Genomic DNA, 19399 nt, shown 5'->3' with positions numbered 1-19399 from the left:
GCCGCTGTGGGCCCGGTTCGCCGTCATCGCGCTCGTCGAGTACTTCGGCGAGGTCGACTGGCGGGAGGCGCTGCGCCGTTGGGGGCACTCCTACCGGGCGGCCCTGGCCGCCCATCCGAACATCGTGCCGCACCTGGCGCAGGGGCCGGGGCGGCGCCCGGCGGCGCTGGCCATGGCCGACGCCGTCTACGGTGGACTCGTCGAGGCGGGCTGGCCACCGGCCCGGGCGACGCACATCGGCGCGCTCATGCGGTACTTCGTGGCCGGCTCGGCGCTGGGTTCGTTCGCCCGTGGCTTCGTCGAGGACCCAGGGCTGTACGCCGACCAGTACCCGCACCTGAGCCAGGCCCACCGCCTCGCCGAGCACCAGCAACGCGTCGACGAGGGCGCGTTCACCCTCGGCCTGGACACGTTGATCGATGGGCTGGCGCGCACCTACGAGCGTACGGTCGGCCCGCTGCCGCCTCTCCCGCCGACGGGCGAGGCGTACTAGAGTCCAAACTTGCACCGCTAGTTTTAGGCGAGGTGAGGGGCGCATGGATCTCGTACGGACCGACTTCTACCTCGACGGACGCTGGGTCCCGGCCGGCGGTCAGCCGCCGCTGGAGGTGCACAACCCGACGACCGAGGAGGTGGTCGGGGCGGTGCCGGCCGGCACCGCCGACGACGTCGACCGGGCGGTGGCCGCGGCCCGGGCCGCGTTCGACAGCTGGGCGGCGACCGACCCGGCCGACCGGGCCGCCCACCTCGACCGGCTGCACGCCGAACTGACCGCCCGCGCCTACGACATCGCCCGCACCGTCGTGCTGGAACTCGGCACCCCGCTCAAGGTGGCCACCCGGGTCCAGACCGGCCTGCCGCTGACCGTGCTGCGCGGCTACGTCGACCTGGCCGCACGACCGCCGGCACCACAGGCCGTGGGCAACTCCCTGGTGGTACGCGAACCGGTCGGCGTGGTCGGTGCGATCACCCCGTGGAACTACCCGCTGCAGCAGATCGTGGCCAAGCTCGCGCCCGCGCTCGCCGCCGGCTGCACCGTCGTGCTGAAGCCGAGCGAGCTGACCTCGCTGACCGCGTACCTGCTCTTCGACGCCATCCACGCCGCCGGCCTGCCGCCGGGCGTGGTCAACCTGGTCACCGGCACCGGTCCGGTGGTCGGCGAGGCCATCGCCGGGCACCCCGACGTGGACCTGGTCTCCTTCACCGGGTCCACCACCACCGGCCGGCGGATCGCGCACCTGGCCGCCGACCGGATCGCCCGGGTCGCGCTGGAGCTGGGTGGCAAGTCGGCCAACGTGATCCTCGACGACGCCGACCTGGCCACCGCGGTCAAGGTGGGCGTCGGCAACGCCTTCCTCAACTCGGGGCAGACCTGCACCGCCTGGACCCGGATGCTGGTGCAGCGCGCCCGGTACGACGAGGCCCTCGACCTGGCCGCCAAGGCGGCCGAGGGCTACCATCTCGGCGATCCGCTCGACCCGGGCACCCGCCTCGGCCCACTGGTCTCCGCGCAGCAACGGGACCGGGTCCTTGACCACATCACCCGGGGCCTGGCCGACGGCGGCCGGCTGATCGCCGGCGGGCCCGACGCCCCGCTCCCCCAGCAGGGCTGGTTCGTCGCCCCGACGGTGATCGCCGACGTCGACCCGGACAGCGCGCTGGCCCAGGAGGAGGTCTTCGGGCCGGTCCTCGCGGTCATCCCGGTGGACGACGACGAGCACGCCGTGGCGGTGGCCAACAACTCCCGGTACGGGCTGGCCGGTGCGGTCTGGTCCGGCGACGAGGAACGGGCGCTGCGGGTGGCCCGGCGGCTGCGCACCGGCGCCGTCGACATCAACGGCGCACCGTTCAACCCGCTGGCCCCGTTCGGCGGCTACAAGCAGTCCGGCCTCGGGCGGGAGCTGGGCCACCACGGGCTGGAGGAGTTCTGCGAAGTGAAGGCGATCCAGCGATGAGGGGCCTGGTCGCCCGGGCCGCCGGCACGCCGCCCCGGGTCGAGCGGGTCGACCTGCCGGCCACCGGTCCCGGCCAGGTACGGGTACGGATCCGGGCGGCGGGCGTCTGCCACTCCGATCTGTCCATGGTCGACGGCACGCTGACCGCGCCGTACCCGCTGCTGCTCGGGCACGAGGCGGCCGGGGTGGTGGCCGAGGTCGGCGACGGCGTCGACCGGGTCGCGGTCGGCGACCACGTGGTGCTGAACTGGGCGCCGCCGTGCCGGGCCTGCTGGTACTGCGGGCACGGCGAGCCCTGGCTGTGCGAACGCTCCGGCGCGCCGGGCGCCACCCGGGGCCACACCATCGACGGCGAACCACTGCACGTCACGCTCGGCCTCGGCGCCCTCGCCGAGCAGGTGCTGGTGCCGCAGGAGGCCGTGGTGGGCGTACCGGCCGAGCTGCCGTTCGCCGCCGCCGCGCTGCTCGGCTGCGCGGTGCTCACCGGCGTCGGCGCGATCCGCCGTACCGCCGGGGTCGCCCCTGGCGACTCGGTCGCCGTGATCGGCCTCGGCGGCGTCGGCCTGTCCGCGGTGGCCGCCGCCCGCGCGGCCGGCGCCGCCACGGTCATCGCCGTCGACGTCTCACCGGCAAAGGCCGACCTGGCCGCCGCCGCGGGCGCCACCGACTTCCTGCTCGCCGACGACACCCTCAGCCGGTCCGTCCGGGCACTGACCGGCAAGCGCGGCGTCGACCACGCGGTGGAGTGCGTCGGGCTGGCCAAGACCATCCGCACCGCCTGGCGGGCCGCCCGCCGGGGTGGCCAGGTCATCGTGGTCGGCATGGGCGGGCGGGACGACATCCTCGGCCTGAGCGCTTTGGACATCTTCCACTCCGCCCGGACGCTGCGCTCCTCGGTCTACGGCTCCTCCGACCCGGACCGGGACGTACCCGAACTGGCCCGGGCGGTGCTGGACGGCAGCCTCGACCTCGCCTTCCTGGTCACCGACCGGGCCATCCTGGACGAGGCGCCGGAGGCGCTCGCCCGGATGGCCCGGGGCGAGGGTGCCCGCACGGTCGTCCTGTTCGACTAGTCGAAGGAGTAGACGCTCCGCACGGCGTCGACGAACGCCTGCCCACGCGTCGAGGGCGGACCGTCCTTGGTCGGGAACAATTCCATGCGCAGGTCCGTCGTCAGTTCAAGCTGGACGCCGGCACCGTCGGCGTCCTTGTTGACGAAGTTGTTGACCGACGTGCCGGCGATGTCGGCGGGTGCGGGCTGGACGACGGTGAAGCCGGCGGCGCGCAGGGCGGTCGCCAACTCGACACCGGCCGCGGTGTCCCGGCCACCCACGTAGGCGATCTTGGACGCCTTGGACGTGCCGTGGATCGACAGCGCATGGGTCCGCTGGCCGATCAGGATCAGGCACTCCTCGACGTCCCACCGCTCGCTCGTGACGTGCAGTCGCGGGAAGTTGTGACCAGCGGGCAGCTTGCCCTTGAACTGGCACTGGGTGTGCTCGGTGCCGGCGATCGCACTCGTGATCTCGCTGGTCCGCAGCTCGATCGCACCGCCGTGCGGGGCGACCACGATCAGCGGCGAGTTGGTGATCGTCCAGGTGAGGTCGAAGGCGACGCCCTCCTGCTCGACCTTGCGCAGCGCGGTCATCGACGGGTACTCCCCGACGGTGCCGCTCACCGCCTCGGCCGCCTGCTGCTGCGGCGTCTGCCCCACCCAGGTCAGGCCGTACCCGGCCAACACCACAAGCGGCACGGCGAGAGCGCTGAGGACCCATTGCGTACGTCTGTTCACCCGGTTCTCCTGTCGGTGCCCGGGCGATACCCACGCCCGCGATGGCAGTCACGATCTTAGATCGCGGCTGCGTCGCGTTCGGCCGCATGGATGGCGGCGTCGGTGACCCGGAGCATGCCGAGCAGCAGGGTGAGCGCTAGCACTCCCATGATCGCGAAGACCGCGCGGAGGCCGAACGCCTCGGCCAGCAGACCGCCGACTATCGCGCCGACCGGCATACTGCCCCAGGCGAGCAGCCGGTAGCTGCTGTTGACCCGGCCGAGCAGCCGGTCCGGGGTGATCCGCTGGCGCAGCGAAATCGTGATCACGTTCCAGGCGGCGAGCAGTATCCCGCCGCCGAAGAAGACCGCGCCGAGCACGAACGGGTTGGTGCTCAACGCCGGCACGCCGACCACCGCCGCCATGGCGACCACGGACACCCCGAGCGCGCGGGCCCGGCCGAGCCGGCGCTCGATCCACCCGGCGAGCAGCGACCCGAGCACGATGCCGGCGGCGATGGTGGTCAGGAGGATCCCGTACCCGGGCTCGGTGAGCCCGATCGCCGAACCCGGGCCGACCGCATAGAGCACCAGCACCGCGAAGATGGCGTTCGTGATGAAGTTGCTGACGCCCACCATCGTCGCCAGGGTGCTCAGCAGCCGGTGCCGCCAGAGGAAGCGCAGCCCCTCGGCGATATCGGCCCGCAGGGTGCTGCGGCCGTCCCGCTCGACCCGGAACCGGCCGCCGACCAGGAGCAGCGCCGCGACCGCGACCGCCCACAGCCCCGCCGGCCCGGCCAGGGCGACGGCCACGCCACCGGCCACCAGGAAGCCGGAGTGGCGGGCCGACGAATTGGTTGGCGGCCAACTCGACGGCGTGCAGCCGCCCGTTGGCCCGGGGCAGCACCTCGCGCGGGACGAGCTGCGGCAGGATCGACTGGGCCGAGGTGTCGTACAGGGTCTCGGCGACACCGGCGCCGAACGCCACCACGTAGAGCAGCCAGATCGATCCGGCGTCGAGCGCCACCGCCAGCGCCATCGCCCCGAACAGGGCCGCGCGCAACGTGTTGGCGGCCAGCATCACCCGACGCCGGTCGAGCCGGTCGACGAGCGCGCCGGCGGGCAGCGCGAACAGCAGCCACGGCAGGCTGAACGCCGCCGCCACCCCGGCGACCAGCACCGGCGAGCCGGTGTAGCCGACCGCGACCAGCGGCAGAGCGATCTTGACGATCCCGTCGGCGAGGTTCGACACCGCCGACGCCGACCAGAGCCGCCAGTACCTGCCACCCAACCGCTCCGGGTCGGAGCGGAACTCCGCAACCGGCTCCGTACGCAGTGGTTCCTCGACCCCCGTCATGCGAGCGATAGTGGCAGATCCCCCGAGCGGTCCGCCGACCCCGGTCGTCGGCCAGTTCTTCTTGGCACCCGTGGGCCGGCGCGGCGACTTGATTACGAATCACCCCTTTGAGCCGCTCGGTAACCATACGGCAGCTATTGTCCAGTACATGACGCGTGTTCACCTTGCGGTTGATACCTTCAACCCCGACGTGATCTACACACTTATGCGCGACGAGCGCTCTGTCGAGAGTGTCTGGTCGCATCCAAATGTGCCTGCCCTGGTCTTTGCCGATCACAAGCTGCCCGGTAGCTCTGTGAATTTCCACGGCGGCCCGATCGGCACCGGCCTGCCTTCCTGGAACAGGAGGCGGAGAACGCGCGGACCAACGGCGAGGTGATCGGCCCCGACCGGACGGCGTACACGCTGCCGTCGGAGGCCAGCGGCCGGCGGGCGGTGAAGCTGCTGCCCGGCCAGTACGTCGAGTTCACCCTGCCCGCGGCGGCCAACGCGATCACCGTGCGCTACAGCATCCCGGACGCGCCCACCGGCGGCGGCATCACCGCGCCACTGGACGTCGCGGCCAACGGCAAGCGGCTCCGGACCATGACCCTGACCTCGCAGTACGCCTGGCTCTACAACCAGTACCCGTTCACCAACGACCCCGATGCCGACCTGCTGCACCCGGACTGGTGGATTACCGAGTGCTCGTGCGTCCCGGCCGAGACCACGCCGTACCCGAGCATCACCAAGCCGTTCCGGCCCAGCCACTTCTACGATGAGCAGCGGCTGCTGCTCGGGCGCACGTACCGGGCCGGCGACCGCATCCGGCTCACCGTGCCGATCCGCAGCAACGCCGCCTGGACGGTCATCGACCTGCTCGACTCGGAGCTGGTCGGTCCGCCCCGGGTGCGGCTGCGCGCGGCGAACGCGCTGACCTTCGGCGCCGACCCCACCGGGCGCCGCGACTCGGCCTCCGCCATCGAACGGGCGATCGCGTACGCCAAGCGCAAGAAGCTGCCCGTCTACCTCCCGCCGGGCACCTACCAGGTGAACCGGCACATCATCGTCGACGACGTGACGATCGAGGGCGCCGGCAACTGGTACACGATCATCCAGGGCCGCGAGGTCGCGCTGCCCACCCCGGCTCCGGACGGTTCGGTGCACACCGGGGTCGGCTTCTACGGCCGGGACGCCGCCGACGGCGGCAGCCGCAACGTGCACCTCTCCGGCTTCGCGATCTCCGGCGACGTCCGGGAACGCATCGACACCGACCAGGTCAACGGCATCGGCGGCGCGTTCAACGACTCCACCTTCGACGGACTGCACATCCGGCACACCAAGGTCGGCATCTGGCTCGACGGCCCGATGCGCAACGTACGGATCACCAACAACATCATCGTCGACCAGATCGCGGACGCGCTGAACTTCCACACCGGGGTCACCGACTCGCTGGTGGCCGACAACTTCGTCCGCAACACCGGCGACGACGGCCTCGCGATGTGGTCGGAGGCGACGGCGAACGCCCGCAACACCTTCGACCGCAACACCGTGCAGTCACCGGTGCTGGCCAACGGCATCGCGATCTACGGCGGGACGGACAACACCGTCTCGAACAACCTGATCGCCGACCCGGTCCGGGAGGGCAGCGCCATCCAGGTCGGGTCCCGCTTCGGCGCGGAACCGTTCACCGGACACCTGCGGATCACCAACAACACCACCGCCCGGGCCGGCACGTACGAGCTGAACTGGAACATCGGCCTCGGCGCGATCTGGCTCTACGCCCTGGACCGCAGCATCGACGCGCGGATCGAGGTGACCGGTGACGCGTACCTGGACAGCACCTACAACGCGATCATGCTGGTCAGCGAGTGGGGGGTGAAGGATCTCTACTCGATCAGCAACGTCCACTTCCGGGACATCCGGGTCGACGGCACCGGCACGTCGGTGGTGAGTGCCCGTACCGCCGGCTCCGCGTCCTTCCAGAACGTGGACGCCCGCAACGTGGGCGCGGTGGGGGTGAACAACTGCGGTTCGTTCCACTTCACCCCGGCCGGCTCCGAGTTCAGCCTCACCGACCTCGGTGGCAACGACGGGGGCTGGCTCGCCGCCTGGCAGTTGCCGAACACCATCACCTGCGACGACCGCCCGCCGGTCGTACCGCCGCCACCGCCGACCCGCTGGTGACCCCGGAGCGCCGTCGAAACAGCTCGTGCCGGCGGCGCTCCGGCCGCCGGGCGGCGCGGTCCGCCGACCGCGTCGCCCGGCCTCGGCTCAGCTGCGGGCCCGGAGCTGAGCCGTGGTCAGGCCGTGTCGTTCTCGGCGCCGGCCACCGCGCTGACGACGACGCGGGTCCCCCAGGGATCGTGGACGGTGATCGAGGCGTCGGCGCGTTCGTAGGCGACGTCGGCGGCGGTCAGCCGTTGCGCCAACGCGTCGAGTTCGCCGGTGTCGGTGACGTGCACGGCGACGGAGCGCAGGCCCAGGGAGTCGGGCCGGGCGCCGGCACCGGCGGAGGACCAGATGTTGACCGCCAGGTGGTGGTGGTAGCCGTCGGCGGCGAGGAACAACGCGCCGTCGGTGCGGGACGTGACGGCGAAGCCGAGGGTGTCGGCGTAGAAGGACTCGGCCTGCTTGAGGTCGCCACCGCGCAGGTGGACGTGCCCCATCGTGACGGCGGCGCCCGGGCCGGTGGCACCCTGGTCGAGGTGGGTCCGGATGAAGGCGTTCGGGTCGATCGCCGTGCTGCCCATGACGACCTGTCCGTCCTCCCAGCGCCACTGGTCGCGGGGCCGGTCCACGTACAGCTCGACCCCGTTGCCGTCCGGGTCGGCAAAGTAGAAGGCCTGGCTGACGCGGTGGTCGGAGGCTCCCTGGAAGGCGTTGGGCGCGACGGTCGCGGTGTCCACCAGGGCCCGGGCGAGGGCGGCCTCGTCCGGGAAGAGGAACGCCGAGTGGTACAGGCCGGCCTGCCGGGGGTCGTCGGCCGGCGCGTCCGCGACGGCGAGGCGTAGCAGCGGCACGCCGTCGCGGCCGAGCGTGACCTCCCGGGCGCCCTGACTGACCGGGCTAAGGCCGACGCCCCTGGTGTAGAACTCGCGCAGACCGTCGAGGTCGTCGGTCCGCAACTCGACCGGGCCCATCCGGGTGCCCGCACCGAGGGCGCTCTGTGGTGGCCTCGTCCCCGACCCGGCCTCGTCGGGACGGACGAAGACCCACACGAGCGCGGCGACGAGGCCGACGGCGACCAGCGCGGCGGCACCGGAGATCCAGCGCCGCCGACCGGCGCGGCGGGCGGGCCGCCGGGTGGAGGAGCGCTTGGCCGTGGATCGGCGATTGGCGGAAGACACGCAGCGTGGTCCTTTCGTCGCCGTAGCGCCCCAACGGGCGGACGGGAATTTAGTTGAGAGTACAACTACTTGATCGGATCGACCAGGCGCGCCCGCTCGCGCCCCTCGCCCCCGGTCCGGCGAACCAAGTGGATCAATTCCTTCGCGTACGGTGAGTCGATGACCGACATGGTGACCACGATCCGCCGGGTGTGCCGGGATCTGCCCGATGTCAGCGAGCGCCTGAGTCACGGCACACCGGCCTGGTTCATCCGGGGGAAGAAGTCCTTCGCACAGGTCTGGCCCGACGGCCACCACCAGAACGAGTTCCCCCATCTGTGGTGCGCCGCGCCGCCCGGCTCCGCGGCGGAGCTGATCGCATCGGAGCCGCAGATCTACTTCCGCCCGCCCTACGTGGGGCATCGCGGCTGGGTCGGCGTACGTCTCGACACCGGTATCGACGCGGCCGAACTCGCCGAGGTCATCGAGGACGGGTACCGGACGGTCGCACCGCGTACGCTGCTCGCCCAACTCGATGCAGGCTCGCCGAAGGACTGATGCTGTCGGGACGCCAGCGGCGGCGTGAACTGGTCAGTGAGTGGGCTCGAAGACGGCTCGTACGCAGCCGTCGGTCTTCTGCTGGAACATCGCGTAGCCGTGCGGCGCCGCGTCGAGGGGCATGGTGTGCGTCGCGAACTGCTCGGTGACGATCTCGCCCCGGGCCATCCGTTCGAGCAGCATCGGGATGTAGCGGTGTCCGTGCTGCTGCGCGCCACGCAGCGTCAGGCCCTTGTCCATCACCGCGCCGAGCGGGAACTTGTCCACCCCTGCCGCGTACGACCCGAGCAGGAAGACGCTGCCACCCTTGCGGCAGTGGTGGACCGCCTCACGCGCGGCGACGGGACGCTCCGACTCCGGGCGGAGCCGCTGTCTGACCAGGTCGTACCAGGTTCGGGGAGTAGCGCCGGGTGCCGGCATGCCGACGGCGTCGATGCACACGTCGGGTCCCCGGCCACCGCTGCGTTCCAGCAGGTCGCCGCCGACATCCTGGGTCTGGCAGTTGAGGGTCGCCACGCCCTGCTGCTCGCGAGCCATCGCCAGGCGGTCGTCGAGCCGGTCGATCACGATCACCCGCGCCGCACCGAGCAGCACCGCGGCACGGGCCGCCATCTGCCCCACCGCGCCCGCACCCCACACCGCCACCACGTCTCCCGGTTTGACACCACCGAGGTGCGCACCCATCCAGCCGGTCGGCGCGGCGTCGGAGGCGAACAGCGCCCGCTCGTCGCTCAGCCCCTCGGGAACGGCGAACGCGCCCTGGTCGGCGTAGGGCACCCGGATGTACTCGGCGTGGCTGCCCGCGAAGCCGCCGAACGCGTACCCGTGGCCGTAGCATCCGCCGGACGCGACGCCCCGGGCGGCCTCGGTGAGCGCGGGGTTCGTGTTGCCGTTGTCGCACAACGAGAACTCCTGTTGCTGGCAGTACCAGCAGCGACCGCAGGCGACGAAGGAGCAGACCACGACCCGGTCGCCCACCCGGTGTTTGCGAACCTGCGGGCCGACTTCGACCACCTCGCCGAGGAACTCGTGCCCCAGGACGTCGCCACGCCGCACGAAGGGGTCGTACCCGCCCAACAGGTGCAGGTCGGAGCCACACGTCGCGGTCTTGCGCACCTGGACGATGGCGTCCTGCTCGTTGCGCACGTGCGGGTCCGGCACCCGCGTCACGGCCAGTTCGTTCGCGCCCTGCCACACGAGAGCCTTCACCGTCCTCCCTCCCGGTAACGGCACTGCCGTCGGGCGCGTTCCCAGTCCGTCGACCGGAAAACGACGATCAGCCGTGTCGCGTCGTGCGCGACCAGATCCGTGCGGCGACGGCGCCCGCCAGGAGGGCCACGGCGACCACGTGCATCAGCCGTACACCGGTGGCGGCGGGAAAGGCAGCGCCCGGCAGCAACGGTATGGCCGCCAGCCCGACCACGGCGACGACGCCGGCGGCGGTCCAGAACACCCGCGGCGCGATCACCGTGGTCGACGGCGACCGATCCGCACCGCGCGCGATGACGCCCGTCCTTCCGATGCGTGCCGCAAGTGCGAGCACGATCGCGGCCCCGAGCACGGTGCTCGTCAGATCCGACACCGTCCACCAGGCGATGCCGGTGATGCTCGACCACTCGATGCCGAACACCACGAACAGCCAATGATCCGTGTGCGTGAGCCAGTCCCAGGAGATATGGCTCGCCGCTCCGAGCAGCGCCGAGGTGACCGTGATCCACCAGCGGTGACGTCGGCGCGCCAGCGCGCCGTAGGCCGGCCAGGCGAACCATCGGCTGGCCGGCAGGTGGGCCGCGATGGTGCCGACGGAGGACCGCACCACCCACGCGTACGCCAGTGCCACGGGCAGGCACCACCAGAGAAGGGCCGGCCAGGCATGGGTGTCCGCGAAGCTGCGCCCACTGGGCCCCGACGCCAGGTAGGCCACGTCCGGAGCCACTGCGCCGGTCACCAACGCCGCGCCGTCGAACCACCGTGGCCGCCACAGTTTCAGCGGCAGCACCGGTGCCAGATGCGAGGGGAAGGTCAGCGGCACGGCCGGACGACTAGCCTCGGTGGGGTTGCCGTCGACCGGGCGGTGTGATCACCGTGGGTGCTCGCCGTCGTCGAGGTCGCCGGCGAGCGATTCGGGGGCGCGCATCCGCCAGGCGTCGGTGACGAGCTCCTCGAGACGGTCGACGCCCACCTTCGCCAGCCGCAGCATGACCAGCGGCAGCCCGTCGTACCCGGGCGTGGTGAAGAAGAACTCGGGCTCACCGAGGAGCAACGCCTGCTTCTCGGCCTCGTCGCCGACGTAGAGCACCGCGATGTCGGTGCGGATGACGCGCGGCTTGCCGGGCCTGCGCTCGGGGTAGGACCAGACGAACCCCTGGTCGGCCACCCGGAAGTCGAAACCGTCGCTGTCGATCTCCACCACGTGCGGCAGCACCAGTGCCAGGCGACGGACGTCGTCGGCATCAGCCATCGAGACTCCTCCAGGGCACCATCCGCTGCATCCGGACACGGTAACCGCCGGGTCTGACATCATCCCGCCGGCCGGGCGGGCCTGACGGCCGCCGGGTGCGCCGAGTCGGGTTAGGGTCGAGATCATGGCAACACCGGCACTCGACGCGCTCGCCGCCACCGGCACCCCCCACCGGGTCATCCGGCATGGCCAGGTCCGCAGCCTCGCCGAGGCGGCGACCGCGCGTGGCGTGGCGGTACCCGACGTGGTGAAGACCTTCGTGGTCCGGCGCGGCGACGACGACTACCTGTTCGTCCTCGTCCCGGGCGACCGGGTGCGGCGGTGTTGGCGGACCAGTAGCACGGCGGCCGTGCCGGCCATGGCGAGGCCGCCGGCGGCGGTCGCCGCACCGACCCACCCGGGCGTGGCCAGCGCGACGTTATCGCCGTTGACCCGCAGTTCCACCGACTGTCCGGGCGCGGTGGCGGAACCGCCGATGTCGACCGGGGCGGTGTGCGGCCCGTCGGCGGCCTGCCAACTGATGGTGCACGTCTGGACGGTCCGGCCGGTCGTACCGGCCGTGCGCTCGACCCGCGTCGTGCACTCCTGCACGGTGCCGGTGGCCCGGTCCCAGCTCTGGCTCACCAGCAACAGGCCACCGACGGTGAGGAAGACGAGGCCGACCAGGCCGAAGAGGATCAGGCCGCCGCGGCGCAGCACCCGGACCCACCGGGCGGCCGCCGGCGGATAGTTGTCGTGAGCCACACCGGCACGGTACGGGCGCCGGCAGCGGCGCGGACCCGACCGTCCGGCTCGCCGACCTCATCGTTCGGGTCGGGCCGCTCCCCCGAGCGCCGGGAAATCGACGACGACCTCCCGAAAGATGGCGGTGGTCGAAAGTGGACCACGCATGAGTACGATGTGGCGATCGCACCGCAGCAGTGGCGCACCCGACGTCCCCTCTGATTGGAGCCCCGCATGGCCAGCCCGGATTCCGAACTCGCCGCGAAGCTTCAGCCCGAGGTGCCGCACGCCGCGCGGATCTGGAACTACTGGATGGGCGGGAAGGACAACTTCCAGTCCGACCGGGCCGCCGGTGATGCCGTGGCCGAGGTCTACCCCGAGATCGTGGTCATGGCGCAGCAGTCCCGCCGGTTCCTCATCCGGGTCGTGCGTCACCTGGCCGCCGAGGCGGGGATCCGGCAGTTCCTGGACATCGGCACCGGCCTGCCCACCATGCAGAACACCCACGAGGTCGCCCAGGGGGTCGCGCCCGAGTCGCGGATCGTCTACGTGGACAACGACCCGATGGTGCTCGTGCACGCCCGGGCGCTGCTGGGCAGCACGACCTCCGAGGGCGTGACCACGTACGTGCCCGCCGACTACCACGACCCGGAGAAGATCCTCCTCGATGCGGCGGAGACGCTGGACTTCGACCAGCCCGTCGCCGTGATGTTCATGGGCGTGATGGGCTACGAGCCCAACCTCAACGTGGTCCGATCCATCGTGGGGCGGGTGATGGACGCCACCGCGCCCGGCAGCCACCTGGTGCTGTGGGACGGCACCGACACCAGCCCGGCGGTGGTCTCCGGTGCTGAGCGGCTGGCGGAGAGCGGCGGCGTCCCGTACATCCTGCGCAGCCCGGAGCAGCTCGAAAGCTGCTTCGAGGGGCTGACGATGGTGGAGCCCGGGCTGGCGCCGATCACGCTGTGGCGTCCGGACGACTCCGACGCGGTGGCGATCGACGCGTACGGCGCGGTGGCCCGCAAGCCCTGACCGGTCGCCACCACGCGTCCTGGGCTGTCGCCGTGCCTGCCGAGCCCGCAGTCATCGATCTGGACGAGCACGACCACCGGGTCGTTGAGCCGAGGACCGTCACTCGTACGCCCCGCCGCGCCGCCGTGCTTCTCCTCGTCGCCGCCTTCATCGTCGGCGTCGTCGCGGGCGGACTGGGCATGACCGAGATCCGGGACTCGCGCGAACAGCGGGAACGGGACGCCACCGTCGCGCTCGTCGCGCTGCCCGCCTCCGCCCGCAGCGGAGGCGGGACGCCGACCGGTGCCGTGCGGCTGAACGCGCAGCTCGCGCTGATCAACACCGGCCCCGCCCCGATCACCGTTCAGTCGGCCCGCGCGCAGCGACCCGGCGTGTTGATCCGCGACACCGGCCACACCAGGACGCTGCGTCCCGGCGGCACCGGCTGGGTCGACGTCGAACTGCTCCTGCAGTGCCCCACCACGTTCGATCCCGAACCGGTGCTGATGACGTTCTCCGTGGAAACCGCCGCCGGACGGGTCCGGGAGGTCGACTATCCGATCGCCCTGGCCACCGGCAGTTGGGCCGACGCCGTGTCCTTCAACTGCCGACGCGGTATTTGACCTGCCCGTCGGCGAGGCGGCCGGTATGGTGCCGCGGTGACTCTCGACATCGTGTGCCTGGCGGACCGGCCGGACCTCGCGCCACTCCTGGACGAGGGCTTCGACGGGGCGTGGCCGCAGTTCATGCTCTGGGACCCGATGGGCTCGGTGTACTACAGCGTCGCCCATGACCTGTACCCGGAGTTCGTGTTCGCCGCCGTCGACTCCGCCGACCCCGGGCGCGTGGTCGCCCGGGCGTACGCCGTGCCGTTGCGGTGGACGGAGCCGGAGCTTCCCGACGGCGGGTGGGACCGCATGATCCAACGGGCCACCATCAACCGGCTCACCGGCGCAGAGACGAACCTCGTGTCGGCGTTGGAGATCTGCGTCCGGCCGGACCACCGCGGTGGTGGGTTGTCCGCGATGATGCTCGACGCGATGCGGCAGGCGGTCGCGAAGCGGGGCTACGACACGCTGGTCGCTCCGGTCCGCCCGAGCGGCAAGCACACCCGCCCCGACCTGCCGATGACCGAGTACGCCGCCCAGGTGCGCACGGACAGCCTGCCGGTGGACCCGTGGCTGCGGGTGCACGTGCGGGCGGGCGGGCGCATCGAGCGCGTCGCGGCCCGGTCGATGACGATCACCGGCACGCTCGCCGACTGGCGTCGCTGGACCGGCCTGCCGTTCGACACCAGCGGTCCGGTGCACGTACCGGGCGCCCTGGTGCCGGTGCACTGCGACGTGCCCCACGACCACGCCGTGTACGTGGAGCCCAACGTGTGGGTGCGGCACCGGTTGTAGGTCAACGAATTGGGCCGGCCGAGACGACGATCGACTCGTCGCAGCCCATGGACCAAACGGTACACAGCTGTTCAGGGGCGGCGTTTGCCAAGCCAGCGCAGGGATGCCTGGCCCAGTGCGGCGGCCATGTCGACCAGGTTCGGGTCCGCCGCGGGGCCGGCAGTGACGGCCAGCCGCATCAGATAACCGGCGTGTGCGGCAAGGAAGGTGTCGATCTCGTACGGGTGCAGGCGTCGGGTGAGTGGGTTCGTCTCGACGTACGGCTCCGGGTCCAGGCCGCTCAAGACCACGTTCGACATGAGGGTCAGCACGTCGCAGTGGGCGGCGCCGACCCAGGCGTGGGGCCAGTCGATGACGTACGCCCGCTGCCCGGTAAGCAGGATGTTGAACGGGTAGAGGTCACCGTGCAGCAGTGTGTCGCCGGCGACAGTTCCGACCGCCGCGGCCTCCAGCTTGATCAGGTCGTCGAGGTGGTCGGCCGCCCACGGCGACAGCCGAGCCAGGGTCGTCAACTCCTCCCCTGTGGTGAGCTGGGGCCAGCCGCCGAGGCGGGGCCGCGCCGTCGCCGACGCGCCGATCGGCGAGGGCGTGAGGGCGTGCGCCATGGCGGAGACGGCGGACATGATCCGCTCGAACTCGTCGCCACGCCAAGGCTGTGCGGGCAGCGACCCGTTGATGTACTCGAACAACAGGGTCACCCAGGTGCCGTCGTCGTAGGACGAAAGCAGTCGAGGCACCGGTGCCGAGGACGGAAGCCGTCGAGCGATCTCGCCTTCCTGCCGGTGGAATCGGGCGACGCCAGGTGCGGTCAGACTGCTGACCGCCTTGACGAACACGTCCTGGCCGCTGGCCAACCTCAGGCGGGTGGCCAGCCCCTCGGAGAAGCCGCCGGACTGGTCGGTGGCGCCGACGACCGTGCTGCCGGTCAGCCGTTCGACCGCGGTCCTGACCTCGGGCGGAATCGCGGTCCAGGCGATGCGATGGCTTCCGGTCATCGGTGGCATGCCACCGTTCCGCTCGCCGTGGTCGGCGGGGGTCGACATCGCGTTGATCGCTCCGTTCTGGCGTTGTGGCACAAACATGCCGCCGGACACCGCAACCACCCGCCGCGACACCGCTTCGGAAGTCAGGGCTCAACGGTGGGAGCTGACAGCCCCGGTCGGCGGGTGTGCCGCAGGTAGCGGTCCAGTGCGGCCCGCCCGTCCGGCACGAAGGGCCAGGTCGGGTCCGCGAGCCGGGCGATCAGCTCGTCGAGGTCCAGCCACCAGCCGGCCGCCACCTCGCTGGGTTGGTGAACCACCGGCCCGCACCGGTCGGCCTCGTACCGGGCGTCGAAGACGTATGCCAAGTAGCTGGCGTACGCATCCGCGTACCAGTACCGCAGGCAGGGGCGGATGTCGCAGTTCGTGACACCCAGTTCCTCGGTCAACTCCCGGCCCGCCGCCTCAACCGGATCCTCGCCGGCCAGCACCACCCCGCCGGCGAAAGCGTCGTGCATGCCGGGATAGAGATCCTTGGTTTCGGTTCGTCGGTGGACGTAGACCCGGTCCCGCTCGTCGCGCAGCAGCACGGCGGTGGCGGCGTGCGGCAGGTTACCGGATCGGACCGCGCTGCGGGACGCGGTGCCGGTGACTCTTCCGGACAGGTCTCCCTCGGCATACAACGCCACGAGTTCGTCCACCACGTCACCCTATGCGGGCCGGCCGGGTCAACCCTTGACCGCCCCACCGGCGAGGCCCTGCACGATGTGCCGCTGGATGAACAGCGACAACACGACCACCGGCAGCGTCATCACGACCGCGGCGGCCGCGATCGCACCCCAGTTGATCGACCCGTAGGACATGAACTGGAAGACCGCGACCGGGAGCGTACGGGTGCTGTTGCCGGCGATGACGACCGAGAAGAGGAAGTTGTTCCAGGAGAAGATGAAGGCCAGGATCGCGGCGGCGGCGATGCCACCCTTCGTCGTGGGCAGCACGATGCTCCAGAAGATCCGGGCGATGCCGGCACCGTCGACCGATCCGGAGTCGATCAGCTCCTGAGGAAGATCCTCGAAGAAGCTGATCATCAGCCAGGTGACGAACGGCAGCGTGACGATGACGTGCATCAGGATCAACGCCTGGTACGTGTCGATCCACCCGATCCGGCTGAAGATCAGGAACCACGGGATCAGGAACGTGATGCCCGGCGTGATCCGCGACGACAGCACGAGGCTGCCGATCCACCGCGCCTTGTATCGCGCGATGACGAACGCGGCCGGCAGGCCGACGACGAGCGCTACCAGCACGGACGCGACACCGATGATCATCGAGTTGAGCGTGAACTCGCCGAACGATCCGGTCTGGAAGACCGCCGCGTAGTTCTCCAGGGTCGGCACGAAGACCCACTTGAACTCCGGCGAGAAGATGTCGATCTGGCTTTTGAAGCTCGTCGTCACCATGTAGTAGAAGACGAACAGGAACGGAAGGAAGAAGACGCCGATCAGCGTCCACAGGCCGATGCTGCCGAGCACGGAGCGTCGGGCGCCGGTTCGTCTCTTGGGCATTGTTTCTACTCCTTGTCGGTCAGTTCGCTGGTTCAGTCCCGGGCTCGCCGGAAGCTGAGCGTCAGACCGGTCAGCACGAAGACGAGCGCGAAGAACACGATGAGCAGGGCCGACGCGTAGCCGAGCTTCTGGTACTGGAAGGCGGTGTTGTAGATGTAGAGGTTCAGCGTCTCGGTGGCGAATCCGGGCCCGCCCTGCGTCATCACGAAGATGATGTCGAACGTCTTGATGGCGTCGATCAGCCGGAAGACGAGCGCCACCACGATGACCGGCCGCACCATCGGGAGCGTGACGTGCCAGAACCGCTGCCAGGCATTCGCCCGGTCGATCTGGGCCGCCTCGAGCGGCTCGACCGGTAGGGCGGTCAGGCCGGCCAGGGTAATCAGTGCGATCAGCGGCGTCCACTCCCAGGTGTCGACCACCGCGAGCAGTGGCAGGGCGAGCTTCTCGTTCGCCAGCCAGGTGCTGCCGGGCAGCCCGACGGCGTTCAGGATCTGGTTGAAGATGCCAAGGTCCGGCTGGAACATCAGCCGCCAGATGAGGGCGATCGCCACCGGCGTCGCGATCATCGGCATCAGCATGACGCTGCGCAGCAGCCCGCGCAGGCGCAGTTCGCGGTGCAGCAGCACGGCCAGCGCGACACCGAGCACGGTCTGGACCACCACCGTCCCCACGGTGAAGGCCATCGTCCGGCTGAAGGCGTCCCAGAACCGGGGGTCGTCGGTGAAGATCCGGATGTAGTTGTCCAGGCCGACCCACTGCGGGTCGCGGGTCAGGCTCCCCGTCCACTGGGTCAGCGACAGGTAGAGCGTGTAGCCGATCGGGAAGGCGAGGATCAGCAGGATCAGGGCGACGGCGGGCCCGGCGAAGACGAGCCGGGTGTGCCGGTCCACGAAACCGCCGAGCCGGTTGCCGGGGTTCGACGGGGCCGAGGCCCGAGCGCCGGTGGCGGCTCGGACCTCGGTCGACGTGCCGGTCGCCATCAACCGGCCTCGACGATCCGGTCGAAGTCCTGCGCCGCCTTGCCCACCGCGCCGGCCACGTCGCCGCCCTGGATGGAGACGACGATGGCCTGGCCGATGACATCCCGGGCCTCGGGCACCGACTTGATCCGCGGCAGCTGCGGCTTCGCGGCCGACAGCGAGGACTGGAACGCCTCAACGAAGTCCGCCGGGACGTCGGCCCCGAAGGGAACGTCGTTGCGGCCGGTGGCCAGGCCCTGCTGCTGGACGTACGTGGCCGTCTGCGGCGAGGTCGCCCACTGCACGAAGTACCATGCCGCGCCCTTCTTCTTCGACAGCGCGGAGATCGAGGCGCCCCAGCTGATGTACGACTGCGAGGCCGCCTTCGGCCCGGCCGGCATGGGTGCGAACCCGACCTGGTCGACCACGGTGCTGGTCTTGGCGTTCAGCGTCTCGGCCGCCTGACCGCTGTTGTCGGCCCACATAGCCAGCTTGCCCTGCTGGAACAGCGGGAGCAGTTCCTCCCAGCTCTGGTCGACCGCCCCGCTCGGACCGTAGTTGCGCACCAGGTCGCCGTACGCCTTGAAGGCCTCGACGCCCTCGGGGGTGTTGAAGGCGGCCTTGCCCTGGTCGTTGGTGTAGTCGCTGCCGTACCCGTACACGAAGTTGGCGACCTGGGAGACGGCGGCCGCGCCCTTGCCCCGGACGGCGAACCCGCTGACGCCCTTGCCCCTGTCGGTGAGCGCGGCCGCGGCGGAGGTCAGCTCGGACATCGTCTTCGGTACGGCGATGTTCTGCGCCGCCAGCAGGTCCTTGCGGTAGTAGAGCATCTGCGTCTCCAGCTGCAGCGGCAGCGTGACCAGGTGCCCGTCGATCGAGTGTCCGTTGACGATCGCCTCGGTGAACCCGTCGAACTTGTAGTCGGCGGAGGTGATGGCCGAGTTCTCCACGTACGGCTTCAGGTTGTCGTACCAGCCGGAGTCCTCGAACCGGGCGCCGTCCTGGAGCACGGAGGTCATGTAGACGTCGTAGTCGGAGGAGTTGGCGGTGAGCGACACCTGCAGTCGCTGCCGCATCTGCGCCTCGGGCAGTGACTCGACGTTCACCGTAATGCCGGTGAGCTGCTTGAACTCGTCGATCTTCTCGGGGGTCAGCAGCTTCTGCCACGCGGTCTGCGCGGCGAGGAAGGTGATCTGCTCCCCGTCGTAGCGCTTCCAGTCGAACTCGCCGGTGACGGCGGTCGGGTCGTCGCCCGAGGCGGAGGACGACCCGCAGCCGGCAAGCGTTCCGAGCGCCACGGCGCCGGCCACGAGCGCGGCGATCGGCAGCCGCGCGGCCTTTCGTAG

Annotated in this window: 19 protein-coding genes and 1 pseudogene; 8 read left to right on the top strand and 12 right to left on the bottom strand. The window is 70.8% G+C overall.

Going from position 1 to position 19399, the window contains the following annotated elements; translation table 11 throughout:
• The 3 genes from AB0M52_RS12715 to AB0M52_RS12705 all read left to right on the top strand — a co-directional run.
• The coding region (locus AB0M52_RS12715) for a TetR/AcrR family transcriptional regulator C-terminal domain-containing protein (RefSeq protein ID WP_363952652.1) at window positions 1-493 on the top strand (493 nt) is incomplete at its 5' end.
• Window positions 494-536: 43 nt separating this feature from the next.
• Entirely contained in the window at window positions 537-1955 is a 1419-nt protein-coding gene (locus AB0M52_RS12710) for an aldehyde dehydrogenase family protein (RefSeq protein WP_363952650.1), read from the top strand.
• Complete coding sequence (locus AB0M52_RS12705) at window positions 1952-3028, top strand: alcohol dehydrogenase catalytic domain-containing protein (RefSeq protein WP_363952648.1); 1077 nt, start codon at window positions 1952-1954, stop codon at window positions 3026-3028. Before AB0M52_RS12710 ends, AB0M52_RS12705 begins: the two co-directional genes overlap by 4 nt.
• On the opposite strand, the gene AB0M52_RS12700 is transcribed toward AB0M52_RS12705, so the two are convergent.
• Window positions 3025-3747, bottom strand: coding sequence for a poly-gamma-glutamate hydrolase family protein (locus tag AB0M52_RS12700; protein WP_363952646.1), 723 nt, complete (start codon window positions 3745-3747; stop codon window positions 3025-3027). The two genes, AB0M52_RS12705 and AB0M52_RS12700, sit on opposite strands and share 4 nt — an antisense overlap.
• A 56-nt stretch (window positions 3748-3803) precedes the next feature.
• Window positions 3804-5082, bottom strand: a pseudogene (locus AB0M52_RS12695) (MFS transporter).
• Between the two features lie 375 nt (window positions 5083-5457).
• Between AB0M52_RS12695 and AB0M52_RS12690 the strand changes: the two are divergent.
• Window positions 5458-7248, top strand: coding sequence for a glycosyl hydrolase family 28-related protein (locus AB0M52_RS12690; RefSeq protein WP_363952644.1), 1791 nt, complete (start codon window positions 5458-5460; stop codon window positions 7246-7248).
• A 116-nt stretch (window positions 7249-7364) separates the two neighbouring features.
• Here the strand turns inward: AB0M52_RS12690 and AB0M52_RS12685 are convergent, their stop codons facing one another.
• Window positions 7365-8411, bottom strand: coding sequence for a VOC family protein (locus AB0M52_RS12685; RefSeq protein WP_363952642.1), 1047 nt, complete (start codon window positions 8409-8411; stop codon window positions 7365-7367).
• Between the two features lie 159 nt (window positions 8412-8570).
• On the opposite strand from AB0M52_RS12685, the gene AB0M52_RS12680 reads away from it, so the two are divergent.
• The gene (locus AB0M52_RS12680; protein WP_363952640.1) at window positions 8571-8948 is read left to right on the top strand and encodes an MmcQ/YjbR family DNA-binding protein; all 378 of its coding nucleotides are present in this window, start codon (window positions 8571-8573) and stop codon (window positions 8946-8948) included.
• A gap of 33 nt (window positions 8949-8981) precedes the next feature.
• On the opposite strand, the gene AB0M52_RS12675 is transcribed toward AB0M52_RS12680, so the two are convergent.
• The 4 genes from AB0M52_RS12675 to AB0M52_RS12660 all read right to left on the bottom strand — a co-directional run bounded on the left by AB0M52_RS12675 (window position 8982) and on the right by AB0M52_RS12660 (window position 12153).
• On the bottom strand, window positions 8982-10157 hold the full coding sequence (locus AB0M52_RS12675; protein ID WP_363952638.1) for a zinc-dependent alcohol dehydrogenase: 1176 nt from the start codon (window positions 10155-10157) through the stop codon (window positions 8982-8984).
• Window positions 10158-10224: 67 nt separating this feature from the next.
• Entirely contained in the window at window positions 10225-10980 is a 756-nt protein-coding gene (locus tag AB0M52_RS12670) for a DUF4184 family protein (protein ID WP_363952636.1), read from the bottom strand.
• A gap of 48 nt (window positions 10981-11028) precedes the next feature.
• On the bottom strand, window positions 11029-11409 hold the full coding sequence (locus AB0M52_RS12665; protein ID WP_363952634.1) for a hypothetical protein: 381 nt from the start codon (window positions 11407-11409) through the stop codon (window positions 11029-11031).
• Between the two features lie 282 nt (window positions 11410-11691).
• A complete protein-coding gene (locus tag AB0M52_RS12660) occupies window positions 11692-12153 on the bottom strand; it encodes a DUF3592 domain-containing protein (protein ID WP_363952632.1) in 462 nt (153 codons plus the stop codon).
• Window positions 12154-12366: 213 nt separating this feature from the next.
• Here AB0M52_RS12660 and AB0M52_RS12655 point away from each other — a divergent pair, with 213 nt between their 5' ends.
• The 3 genes from AB0M52_RS12655 to AB0M52_RS12645 are packed head-to-tail and all read left to right on the top strand — an operon-like array spanning window position 12367 to window position 14546.
• Window positions 12367-13164, top strand: a complete 798-nt coding sequence (locus AB0M52_RS12655; RefSeq protein WP_363952630.1) for an SAM-dependent methyltransferase — start codon at window positions 12367-12369, stop codon at window positions 13162-13164.
• Window positions 13165-13196: 32 nt separating this feature from the next.
• A complete protein-coding gene (locus AB0M52_RS12650; RefSeq protein ID WP_363952628.1) occupies window positions 13197-13766 on the top strand; it encodes a hypothetical protein in 570 nt (189 codons plus the stop codon).
• Window positions 13767-13802: 36 nt separating this feature from the next.
• Window positions 13803-14546 carry a GNAT family N-acetyltransferase gene (locus AB0M52_RS12645; RefSeq protein ID WP_363952626.1) on the top strand — a complete coding sequence of 248 codons (744 nt, stop codon included), beginning with the start codon at window positions 13803-13805 and terminating at the stop codon, window positions 14544-14546.
• A gap of 71 nt (window positions 14547-14617) precedes the next feature.
• On the opposite strand, the gene AB0M52_RS12640 is transcribed toward AB0M52_RS12645, so the two are convergent.
• The 5 genes from AB0M52_RS12640 to AB0M52_RS12620 form a co-directional block, all read right to left on the bottom strand.
• Entirely contained in the window at window positions 14618-15541 is a 924-nt protein-coding gene (locus AB0M52_RS12640) for an aminoglycoside phosphotransferase family protein (protein ID WP_363952624.1), read from the bottom strand.
• Window positions 15542-15672: 131 nt separating this feature from the next.
• Entirely contained in the window at window positions 15673-16227 is a 555-nt protein-coding gene (locus AB0M52_RS12635) for an NUDIX domain-containing protein (RefSeq protein WP_363952622.1), read from the bottom strand.
• Window positions 16228-16254: 27 nt separating this feature from the next.
• Entirely contained in the window at window positions 16255-17091 is an 837-nt protein-coding gene (locus AB0M52_RS12630) for a carbohydrate ABC transporter permease (protein ID WP_363952620.1), read from the bottom strand.
• 32 nt (window positions 17092-17123) lie between these two features.
• A complete protein-coding gene (locus tag AB0M52_RS12625) occupies window positions 17124-18074 on the bottom strand; it encodes a sugar ABC transporter permease (RefSeq protein WP_363952618.1) in 951 nt (316 codons plus the stop codon).
• On the bottom strand, window positions 18074-19399 hold a 1326-nt coding region (locus tag AB0M52_RS12620; protein ID WP_363952616.1), incomplete at its 5' end, for a sugar ABC transporter substrate-binding protein. The genes AB0M52_RS12625 and AB0M52_RS12620, both read right to left, overlap by 1 nt.

It is taken from the genome of Micromonospora sp. NPDC051296 (assembly GCF_040682255.1).
Classification (GTDB): Bacteria; Actinomycetota; Actinomycetes; order Mycobacteriales; family Micromonosporaceae; genus Micromonospora; species Micromonospora craterilacus.
This window is presented reverse-complemented; position numbering and strand designations above follow the sequence as displayed.

Coding starts and splice junctions, on each gene's coding strand:
- AB0M52_RS12710 (WP_363952650.1), top strand. CDS start 537: ATGGATCTCGTACGGACCGACTTCTACCTCGACGGACGCTGGGTCCCG.
- AB0M52_RS12705 (WP_363952648.1), top strand. CDS start 1,952: ATGAGGGGCCTGGTCGCCCGGGCCGCCGGCACGCCGCCCCGGGTCGAG.
- AB0M52_RS12680 (WP_363952640.1), top strand. CDS start 8,571: ATGACCGACATGGTGACCACGATCCGCCGGGTGTGCCGGGATCTGCCC.
- AB0M52_RS12665 (WP_363952634.1), bottom strand. CDS start 11,409: ATGGCTGATGCCGACGACGTCCGTCGCCTGGCACTGGTGCTGCCGCAC.
- AB0M52_RS12655 (WP_363952630.1), top strand. CDS start 12,367: ATGGCCAGCCCGGATTCCGAACTCGCCGCGAAGCTTCAGCCCGAGGTG.
- AB0M52_RS12640 (WP_363952624.1), bottom strand. CDS start 15,541: ATGACCGGAAGCCATCGCATCGCCTGGACCGCGATTCCGCCCGAGGTC.
- AB0M52_RS12630 (WP_363952620.1), bottom strand. CDS start 17,091: ATGCCCAAGAGACGAACCGGCGCCCGACGCTCCGTGCTCGGCAGCATC.
- AB0M52_RS12625 (WP_363952618.1), bottom strand. CDS start 18,074: ATGGCGACCGGCACGTCGACCGAGGTCCGAGCCGCCACCGGCGCTCGG.